This window comes from Paraburkholderia sp. BL18I3N2, assembly GCF_003001875.1.
Taxonomy (GTDB): domain Bacteria; phylum Pseudomonadota; class Gammaproteobacteria; order Burkholderiales; family Burkholderiaceae; genus Paraburkholderia; species Paraburkholderia phytofirmans.
Window position 1 is genome coordinate 156896 of record NZ_PVNC01000018.1, and the last position, 10806, is coordinate 167701.

The 10806-nt window shown below is 61.7% G+C and carries 5 protein-coding genes and 1 pseudogene; 3 read left to right on the forward strand and 3 right to left on the reverse strand.

The window, feature by feature from the left end:
• The first annotated feature begins 69 nt into the window (after nt 1-69).
• Genes B0G75_RS32175 through B0G75_RS32185 form a run of 3 tightly spaced genes read left to right on the forward strand, consistent with a single transcriptional unit; the run spans nt 70 to nt 7956 of the window.
• A complete protein-coding gene (locus tag B0G75_RS32175) occupies nt 70-1479 on the forward strand; it encodes an MdtA/MuxA family multidrug efflux RND transporter periplasmic adaptor subunit (RefSeq protein WP_106314036.1) in 1410 nt (469 codons plus the stop codon).
• Nucleotides 1480-1497: 18 nt separating this feature from the next.
• Entirely contained in the window at nt 1498-4632 is a 3135-nt protein-coding gene (locus tag B0G75_RS32180) for an MdtB/MuxB family multidrug efflux RND transporter permease subunit (protein ID WP_106314037.1), read from the forward strand.
• Nucleotides 4633-4635: 3 nt separating this feature from the next.
• Nucleotides 4636-7956 (forward strand): efflux RND transporter permease subunit, encoded by a 3321-nt coding sequence (locus B0G75_RS32185; RefSeq protein WP_106314038.1) that lies wholly within the window; start codon nt 4636-4638, stop codon nt 7954-7956.
• A gap of 181 nt (nt 7957-8137) precedes the next feature.
• On the opposite strand, the gene B0G75_RS32190 is transcribed toward B0G75_RS32185, so the two are convergent.
• The 3 genes and pseudogenes from B0G75_RS32190 to B0G75_RS40885 all read right to left on the reverse strand — a co-directional run.
• On the reverse strand, nt 8138-8434 hold the full coding sequence (locus B0G75_RS32190; RefSeq protein ID WP_106314039.1) for a PAAR domain-containing protein: 297 nt from the start codon (nt 8432-8434) through the stop codon (nt 8138-8140).
• Nucleotides 8415-8987 carry a hypothetical protein gene (locus B0G75_RS40340; RefSeq protein WP_146142558.1) on the reverse strand — a complete coding sequence of 191 codons (573 nt, stop codon included), beginning with the start codon at nt 8985-8987 and terminating at the stop codon, nt 8415-8417. Before B0G75_RS40340 ends, B0G75_RS32190 begins: the two co-directional genes overlap by 20 nt.
• 65 nt (nt 8988-9052) lie before the next feature.
• Nucleotides 9053-10806: pseudogene (locus B0G75_RS40885) on the reverse strand (hypothetical protein); the annotation flags it as partial.

Sequence of the window (10806 nt, forward strand, 5' to 3'; positions counted from 1 at the left end):
CCGCCGAACTGTCGAAACGGCACGAACGCGCGAGCGGCTCACATCCAAGCCAGTCACCTGACCGAACCGATGGACGAACAACAAAAGCATTCGGAAACCACACGCCCTGTTCCTCCGGCTTCCCAACCGTCCTCCCGCGGCGGCCCCGCCGGCACATCGACCCCGCCGCCAGGCGTGGTGAAGCGGCATCGCGGCCGCAATCTCGCGTTGATCGTCGCCGCCCTGGTCATCCTCGGCGTCGTGCTGTGGCGCTGGCATCCGTGGGGCGGTCCCGGCGGCGGCGCGAGCGGCGCGGCCGGCGCCAGCGACGCGAGCGGCGCCCGCGCCGGGCGTGCTGGCCGCAGCGGCGCGATGGGCAACATGCCGCAGCCGGTTCACGTAGCGGCCGCGACGCAGGGCGAAATGCCGGTGGTGCTAACCGCCCTCGGCACGGTCACGCCGCTGGCCAACGTCACCGTGCTGCCGCAGTTGAGCGGCGTGTTGCAGGAGGTGTATTTCAAGGAAGGCCAGATGGTCAAGAAGGGCGACGTGCTGGCCCAGATCGACCCGCGTCCGTACCAGATTTCGCTCGACAACGCGCAAGGCACGCTCGCCCGCGACGAGGCCCTGTTGCAAACCGCCCGCCTCGACCTGAAGCGCTACCAGACGTTGCTCTCGCAAGACTCCATCGCCAGCCAGCAGGTGGATACGCAGGCCTCGCTAGTGCGGCAATACGAAGGCACGGTGAAGTCCGACAAGGCCAATATCGACACTTTCAAACTCGATCTCGTGTATGCGCGTATCACCGCGCCGGTGTCGGGACGCGTCGGTCTGCGCCAGGTCGATCCGGGCAACTACGTGACGCCGAGCCTGACCAACGGCCTCGTGGTGATTACCCAGTTGCAGCCGATCAGCGTGATCTTCACGACCTCCGAAGACAATCTCCAACAGATCATCCAGCGGACCCAGTCGGGCGCGAAGCTCTCGGTCACGGCATATGACCGCAGCAACACCACGTCGCTCGAAGGCGGCATGCTCGAAACGCTGGACAACCAGATCGACACCACCACCGGCACGGTCAAGCTGCGCGCGATCTTCCAGAACAGCAAGAACCTGCTGTTCCCGAATCAGTTCGTGAATGCGCGCCTGCTGGTCGATACGATCAAGGACGCCGTGATCGTGCCCACACCGGCCGTGCTCAACGGCTCGATGGGCCCGTTCGTGTACGTCGTGAAGGCGGATAACACGGTGACCGTGCGGCCGGTCAAGGTCGGCCCCGTGGATGGCGAACGCACGAGCATCAAATCCGGCCTGACGGTGGGCGAGCGCGTCGTGATCGACGGTTCGGACCGCCTGAAGGAAGGCGCGAAAATCACGATTCCGGCCGACAAGCCGCGTGGCGCATCGGGTGCCCGTGGGGCAAGCGGCGCGGCCGCCGCATCGGGCGCATCCGGCGCCCACGCTCATCATGGCAAACACGCGGCGCAAGCCTCGCAATAAAGGCACGGCACTTACCGCATGAATCCATCTCGCGCCTTTATTCTGCGTCCCGTCGGCACCGCGCTGCTGATGGCGGCGATCATGCTGGTCGGTCTCGTCGCGCTGCGCTTCCTGCCGCTCTCGGCGCTGCCCGAGGTCGACTACCCGACGATCCAGGTGCAGACCTTCTATCCGGGCGCGAGCCCGGACGTGATGACCTCATCGGTCACCGCGCCGCTCGAGCGTCAGTTCGGGCAGATGCCGTCGTTGAATCAGATGTCGTCGCAAAGCTCGGCCGGCTCGTCGATCATCACGCTGCAGTTCAGTCTCGATCTGCCGCTCGATATCGCGGAGCAGGAAGTCCAGGCCGCCATCAACGCGGCCGGCAATCTGCTGCCGTCGGACCTGCCCGCGCCGCCGATCTATGCGAAGGTCAATCCGGCCGACGCGCCGATCATCACGCTCGCGATCACCTCGAAAACACTGCCGCTCACGCAGGTGCAGGATCTGGCCGACACGCGTCTCGCGCAGAAGATTTCGCAGGTGGCGGGCGTAGGTCTGGTGAGCCTGTCGGGCGGCCAGCGCCCGGCTGTGCGGATTCAGGCGAACCCGCGCGCGCTCGCCGCGTATGGTCTGAATCTGGACGACTTGCGCACCACCATCTCGAACCTGAACGTCAACACGCCGAAGGGTAACTTCGACGGCCCCACGCGCAACTACACGATCAACGCGAACGACCAGTTGACCGACGCCGACGCCTACAAGAGCGCCGTGGTCGCCTATAAGAACGGCCGCGCGGTGATGCTGACCGACGTCGCCACTATCGTGCAGGGCGCGGAAAACACCAAGCTCGGCGCGTGGGTCGACGGCACGCCCGCGATCATCCTGAACGTGCAGCGTCAGCCGGGTGCGAACGTGATCCAGGTGGTGGACAGCATCAAGAAGCTGCTGCCGCAGTTGCAGCAGGCGCTGCCCGCCGCGCTCGACGTGGAAGTCGTCACCGACCGCACTACCACGATCCGCGCCTCGGTGCGCGACGTGCAGTTCGAACTGGCCATGTCGGTCGTGCTGGTCGTGCTGGTCATGTACCTGTTCCTCGCCAACGTCTACGCGACCATCATTCCAAGCCTCTCGGTGCCGCTCTCGCTGATCGGCACGCTCGCCGTGATGTACCTGTGCGGCTTCTCGCTCGACAACCTGTCGTTGATGGCGTTGACCATCGCGACCGGCTTCGTGGTCGACGACGCGATCGTGATGATCGAGAACATCGCGCGTTACGTGGAGGAAGGCGAAGCGCCGCTCGAAGCCGCGTTGAAGGGCTCGAAACAGATCGGCTTCACGATCATTTCGCTGACGGTCTCGCTGATCGCCGTGCTGATTCCGCTGCTCTTCATGGGCGACGTGGTCGGCCGGCTGTTCCACGAATTCGCCATTACGCTCGCCGTGACGATCGTGATCTCGGCGGTCGTGTCGCTCACGCTCGTGCCGATGATGTGCGCCAAACTGCTGCGCCACACGCCGCCGCACGAGAGCCACCGTTTCGAAGCCAAGGCGCATCGCGCGATCGACTGGGTGATCGCGCGTTACGCGGTCGCGCTCACATGGGTGCTGAACCGGCAACGCTCCACGCTGGTTGTCGCGGTGCTGACGCTGGTGCTGACCGGCGTGCTTTATGTATTCATTCCGAAGGGCTTCTTCCCGGTACAGGACACGGGCGTGATCCAGGCGATCACGCAGGCGCCGCAGTCGGTATCGTATGCGTCGATGGCCGAGCGCCAGCAGGAACTCGCCGCGCAGATCCTGAAGAATCCGGATGTGGAGAGCCTGACCTCGTTCATCGGCGTGGACGGCAGCAATATCACGCTGAACAGCGGCCGCATGCTGATCAACCTGAAGCCGCGCGACGACCGCAGCAATACCGCGAGCGAAGTGATCCGCCAGTTGCAACGTGACGTGGCGCATATTCCCGGCGCGTCGCTGTACATGCAGCCGGTGCAGGATCTGACAATCGACTCGACCGTCAGCCCGACGCAGTACCAGTTCATGCTGACCGATCCGAACATCGGCGAATTCACTACGTGGGTGCCCAAGCTGGTCGAACGTCTGAAGCAGTCGCCCGAGCTGGCCGACGTGGCCACCGACCTGCAGGACAACGGCCAGTCGGTCTACATCGAAATCGACCGCGCCACCGCGTCGCGTTACGGCATCACGCCGGCCACTGTCGATAGCGCACTGTACGACGCGTTCGGTCAACGCATCATCTCCACCATCTTCACGCAGTCGAACCAGTACCGCGTGATTCTGGAAGCGCAGCCGGAGATGCAGCACTACACCGAATCGCTGAAGTCGATCTATCTGCCCTCTTCCACCTCCACCGGCGGCCAGGTGCCGCTGTCGTCGATCGCGCGTTTCATCGAGAAGCCCGCGCCGCTGCTGGTCACGCACCTGAGCCAGTTCCCGGCCACCACGGTGTCGTTCAACCTCGCGCCGGGTTCGTCGCTCGGCGCGGCGGTCAAGGCAATCGATCAGGCGGAGAAGGACATCGGCTTGCCCGCATCGTTCCAGACGCGCTACCAGGGCGCGGCCCTGGCGTTCCAGGCGTCGCTCTCGAACGAACTGTTCCTGATTCTCGCGGCGATCGTCACGATGTATATCGTGCTTGGCGTGCTGTACGAGAGCTTCATCCATCCGATCACGATTCTCTCGACGCTGCCTTCGGCAGGTGTGGGCGCGTTGCTGGCGCTGCTGATCACCGGGCATGATCTCGACATCATCGGCATCATCGGGATCGTGCTGCTGATCGGTATCGTGAAGAAGAACGCGATCATGATGATCGACTTCGCGCTCTACGCCGAGCGCGAGGAAGGCAAGCCGCCGCGCGAAGCGATCTACCAGGCGTGTCTGTTGCGCTTCCGGCCGATTCTCATGACCACGCTCGCGGCCCTGCTCGGCGCGCTGCCGCTGATGCTCGGCACCGGCGCCGGCTCCGAATTGCGCCGTCCGCTGGGTATCGCGATTGCGGGCGGGTTAATCGTCAGCCAGTTGCTGACGCTCTTCACCACACCGGTGATCTACCTCGCGTTCGACTCGCTCGGCCGCCGCGCGCGTGAGCGCTTCAATCGCGGTGGACCATCCAAAGGCGCCACGCCGCCCGTCACCGATGCCGGGAACTGAGCGATGAATCTGTCGCGTCCGTTTATCTCCCGCCCGGTCGCCACCACGCTGCTGGCGATCGGCATCGCGCTGGCCGGTGTTTTCGCGTTCACCAAACTGCCGGTGGCGCCGCTGCCGCAAGTCGATTTTCCGACCATTTCAGTGCAGGCCACGTTGCCGGGCGCGAGTCCCGATACCGTGGCGACCAGCGTCGCCAGTCCGCTCGAACGGCATCTCGGCTCGATTGCCGACGTCACCGAAATGACCTCGCAGAGTTCGGTCGGCTCGACGCGCATCACCATGCAGTTCGGCCTGAACCGCGACATCGACGGCGCCGCGCGCGACGTGCAGGCCGCCATCAACGCAGCGCGCGCCGATCTGCCGGCGAGCTTGCGCAGTAATCCGACGTACCACAAGGTCAATCCCGCCGACGCCCCGATTCTGATTCTGGCGCTCACCTCGAAAACGCTCACGGCCGGCCAGTTGTACGACTCCGCGGCCACCGTGCTGCAACAGTCGCTGTCGCAAGTGGAAGGCGTCGGCGAAGTGGATGTGAGCGGCTCGGCCAACCCGGCCGTACGTGTCGAACTGGAGCCGAATGCGCTCTCGCACTACGGCATCGGTCTGGAAGACGTGCGCGCGGCGCTTGCCGCCGCCAACGCGAACAGCCCGAAAGGCTCGATCGAATTCGGTCCGAACCGCGTGCAGATCTATACCAACGACCAGGCCAGCAAGGCGTCGCAATACAAGGATCTGGTCATCGCCTATCGCAACGGCGCGGCGGTGAAGCTTTCCGACGTGGCCGAAGTGGTCGATTCGGTCGAAGATCTGCGCAACCTCGGCCTCTTCAACGGCAAGCGTTCGGTGCTGGTGATTCTGTACCGCCAGCCGGGCGCGAACATCATCGACACCATCGACCGCGTGACGGCGATGCTGCCGCAACTGCACGCGTCGCTGCCTGCCGACGTCGACATCGCGCCGGCCGCCGACCGCTCCACCACGATCCGCGCCTCGCTGAAAGATACCGAGCGCACGCTGGTGGTCGCGGTGGCGCTGGTTGTGATGGTGGTGTTCCTGTTCCTGCGCAACTGGCGCGCCACGCTGATTCCGAGCGTGGCCGTGCCGATCTCCATTATCGGCACGTTCGGCGCGATGTACCTGCTCGGCTTCTCGATCGACAACCTCTCGCTGATGGCCTTGACCATCGCGACCGGCTTCGTGGTCGACGACGCGATCGTGGTGCTGGAGAACATTTCGCGGCATATCGAGAACGGTGTGCCGCGCATGAAGGCGGCCTTCCTCGGCGCGCGCGAAGTCGGCTTCACCGTGCTGTCGATCAGTATTTCGCTGGTCGCCGTGTTCCTGCCGATTCTGCTGATGGGCGGCATTGTCGGGCGCCTGTTCCGTGAATTCGCGCTGACGCTCTCGCTCGCGATCGGCGTGTCGCTGATCGTCTCGCTCACGCTCACGCCGATGATGTGCTCGCGCCTCCTGCGCGAGCCGCACGAGCAGAAGGAAGAAGGACGTTTCGGCCGCTGGCTGGAACGCGGCTTCGCGTCGATGCAGCGCGGTTATGAGCGCACGCTCGGCTGGGCGCTGCTGCATCCGCGCCTGATCGTGACGATTCTGCTGCTGACCATCGGCCTGAACGTGTGGCTGTACATCATCGTGCCGAAGGGTTTCTTTCCGCAGCAGGACACGGGGCGGCTGGTGGGCGGCATTCAGGCCGACCAGGCCACCTCGTTCCAGTCCATGAAAGGCAAGTTCGCGCAGATGATGGAGATCGTCGGCAAGAATCCAGCGGTGGAAAGCGTGGCCGGCTTCACAGGCGGACGGCAGACCAATTCCGGCTTCATGTTCGTGACGCTGAAATCGAAGTCCGAGCGCAAGGACTCCGCCGATCAGGTGATCCAGCAACTGCGCGCGCCCCTCGGCGACGTAGCCGGCGCGCGGACCTTCCTGCAAGCGGTGCAGGACATTCGCGTCGGCGGACGGCAATCGAACGCGCAGTACCAGTTCACGCTGCTGGCCGATTCGACGTCTGATCTGTACCTGTGGGGACCGAAGCTCACCGAGGCGCTGCAGGCGCGCCCCGAACTCGCTGACGTGAATTCCGACCAGCAGCAAGGCGGCCTCGAAGCGATGGTGACGATCGACCGGGCCACCGCCGCGCGCCTCGGCATCAAGCCGGCGCAGATCGACAACACCTTGTACGACGCGTTCGGCCAGCGTCAGGTATCTACAATCTACAACCCGTTGAATCAGTATCACGTTGTGATGGAAGTCGCGCCGAAGTACTGGCAGAGCCCGGACATGCTGAAGCAGATTTACATCAGCACCTCGGGTGGCAGCGCGAGCGGCGCGCAGACCACCAATGCCCCGGCGGGCACGGTGACAACGGCGACCGCCGCCGCGACCACGACGTCGACGAGCGCGACGACGGGCGGCACGGCGGGCACGACTGCTTCGAGCGCGGCGAGCATTGCCGCAGACTCCGCGCGCAATCAGGCGATCAATTCGATTGCGGCGAGCGGCAAGTCGAGCGCTTCGTCGGGTGCGGCGGTGTCGACCGCGAAGGAAACCATGGTGCCGCTGTCGGCGATCGCGAGTTTCGGGCCGGGCAGCACGCCGCTCTCCGTGAACCACCAAAGCCAGTTCGTGGCCTCGACGATTTCGTTCAATTTGCCGCCCGGCGTTTCGCTATCGACTGCGACCCAGGCAATCTACGACACGATGGCGCAGATCGGTATGCCGGGGACGATCCACGGCAGTTTCCAGGGGACGGCGCAAGCGTTCCAGCAGTCGATGTCCGATCAGCCGATCCTGATTCTGGCCGCGCTGGCCGCCGTGTATATCGTGCTGGGGATGCTGTATGAGAGCTATATCCATCCGCTGACGATTCTGTCGACGCTGCCTTCCGCGGGTGTCGGCGCGTTGCTGGCGTTGCTGCTGTTCAAGACGGAGTTCAGCATCATCGCGTTGATTGGGGTGATTTTGCTGATCGGCATCGTGAAGAAGAACGCGATCATGATGGTGGATTTTGCTATTGAAGCGTCACGGCAGGGATTGTCGTCGCGCGATGCGATTCATCAGGCTTGTTTGCTGCGGTTCCGACCGATCATGATGACGACTTTTGCCGCGTTGCTGGGGGCTTTGCCACTCGCGTTCGGGCGGGGTGAAGGGGCCGAGCTTCGGGCGCCGCTGGGGATTGCTATTGTGGGTGGGCTGATTGTCAGCCAGATGCTGACGCTCTATACGACGCCGGTTGTGTATCTTTATATGGATCGGATTCGGGTCAGGTGGGAGGCCAGGAAGGGGCGGCGCGCTGGGCAGGCGGCTACTTGATGCGGGGGGTGGTTCGGTTTTTTGGTTCCTGACGGCTGAATGACGAAACGACACGAGTAATCGCGCACTTTCCTTCGCAGGTGCCGGTCCACCATATTTCATACCGGCATGAAGGCGTGGGAGGATCGCCATCAGCCTTGCTTGTGTATGCCTCTGTACGTGGACCGGCAGACTGATTCGATCACACGCCGGCGCCAGGCAAGTGCGTTGTATCGTAACTTGACAGGTTGCTAATCGGGCTGGAAACCAGCCGGGAATCGCACGTAGTGAGATGCCCATGACGCGCGACAGGCACACCGTGATCGGTAATCGCGCTGTCGCCCTCGATAATCGCATTGGGTTCGACTTCAGGGTGCAGCGGACATTTCACAAGATCGCCTTCGCGGGCTACACGTCGCCCGCCATAGTGCGTTGTGTCTGAAGTGGTGATGACTTCGCCGGTGGGGTCGGCGAGTCGGTCACGGCTTTTTTTCCTCATCAGTTGTCCCAGAGGAATTTATGAATTCGACGCTCCGGAGGACACGCAATATATAGGGCAGAAAATCACCTGCCGGCTCTTTTAGGAAACGTGACTGACCGTCGCCACATATCGCTATATCCACACGAAATAAACAGAAAGCGTAAAACCGCACACGTTCACTTTCCTCTCCATTGATCTGATCGGTGGTTCTCAGAAAGCCAGTTGCGTTCGTCGTCTGCAACTGATACATGCGCGAAACCGGGCCGGCAAGTCGTTGCTCGCTGCGGTCTTCGTAGTACGGAGCCCACCGTCTCCCGCGCACGTCCCACCTTGATCCATACGACTTAGCTACATCATCAAGCGGTTGGCCCCGATGGCACTCGAAGTTGATCCCGAAATTGCCAAGACTGCTTCGCACAGGTGGTTTATCAGTCCAATAGGAAGCCTTCGCAGGCATGCCGCTTTGCAGATGACCTCCATACAAATCAAGCAGGCGGATAGCACACCCCGCACCCATGTCTACCGAAAGGACAGAGAATTTACCGCTGGTAGACAGTGTGGAAGCAGCCATGCTCACGTTGAAGCTGCAGATAACGATACACATCAACAGTGTGTTTCTAACCTTACATTTCATCATTAGTCTCTTCTCGGTTGCCGACCTTCAGGGAACAAAAGCAGTGTTCCATGTGCGTCTTGGAACCATGGTTCACCCGTCACCGCGAGTGTTTGTGCAAAACCAATGCAGCGGGCGACGTATCCATTAAACGCGACGTTAGGATGACCAACCGCAGCCGGATAATTGACGATTGCAGAAGCGTCGCGGAAGTTTTCGCTGTGATAGTAAATTTTCCTGACTGGCGGGTTGCCGCTTGCTGGGTTGTGCGGATTGGGAGGGCGTGTTGCCAAGACTTCATGACGTTCAAGGCCGATAGTCCGATCAGCGAACTTAGCCATTCCCATCTTTGACCAATAGAAGCCAGCACTATCCGACGGACAAGAAAAGCTGTCCGGGTCTTGAGGCTGCCCTTCTCCTCCGACACTTGAGCGCCATTCGACCATTAACGTCGTAACGCCACTGACGTTATCGGAAATGTAATTTCCCGCATGAGGACGATCAGCGCTTGCATGCTGGTATGCACTGTGCAACTGCATGCGAGTCTGGTGAGAAATCTGGACACCATGGCCCATGAAGTCCCAGTACTCGACATAGTTGTCCGGGCCAGTCAATTGAAGAAAACCGCGGCCGTCCCAAGGGTAATACCACATGTTTTGGTTATTTTCGTAGAGCTTGGTAAGCCATTGCGTTTCCTGTAAAGAGTTTCCAAAAAACGTCGAAATTCTTTGGGGCGTATTGATCCGATATTTCCGCAGTGAAAAATTGATCGATCGTAGATTATGTTGCAAAAATGCGGCGGTTACCGCCAATACGTCTTCGTAATACATTGCGTGATGCGGGCCTTCACGCAAGACCTCTCTCGGAAGGATCTGCTTGAATTCGCTCACACTCAACCATGCGCACATCCTGAAGTGCCGGATAAACGCCGTCGGCGGGAAATGCCACACCTCATTGGCATGAGGCAGATCAGGATCGCTGATGTCTTCCCAGAACGCCAGATCGCGCGCATGGTCCATCAGTTTATTGAAGTCCGCATCTGACAACGGATTGGCCAATGCCTCATGCGGACTCTTCAGCCAGTTATATCGCGCGGCCAGTCCCTCACGACTCCACTCGGATGGAAACCTGCACACGGCGCGCGCCATGCGCTCGCGGATCGCCTCCATCCCGAGGGCACTCACCGCATCGGCGTGGCTCACATGCCCCGCATGATTGACGTCCAGCCAGCGCTTTATCGTCGGCGAATCGCACAGGCTGTCGGGCGTCGGATCATCGTTAATGAAACTCCAGCTGGCCCACTCCGGGAAATCGGCATCGCTATAGACCCGCACGCCTGCTTTGGAAAGATTAATCCACCCATCGCCGTCCGGCGTTTTCACCTTGCGCCAGTGATTCAGACGCGCGCCATAAGGAATCTCGTCACCAATGCAACGCCCGAAACGCAGGACCTCGAAGATCGCACTCGGAGAGGCGACGGGCATGCCTGCCGCAATCGCCGCCAGGGAACTGTCGGTAAATCGTCCATGCAGGGCCATGGCACGTCTGTACAGGTCGTATTCCACATCCCGTTCCGCAGGCATTGCACCGCACACGGACCAGCTCAGATCCACGTTCTGCCTGTAGGTCGTCAGCGTGCAATCCTTCTCATAATGCATGCGCACGACAAGATCACAACTGGCTCCGGCCGGTACGAGAGACGGCTGCGGGTGTAACGTCGCGATTGCCGGCGCGCTGTCATCATCACGGAAAGGGTGCGGCTCATCGGCGAAGAGCT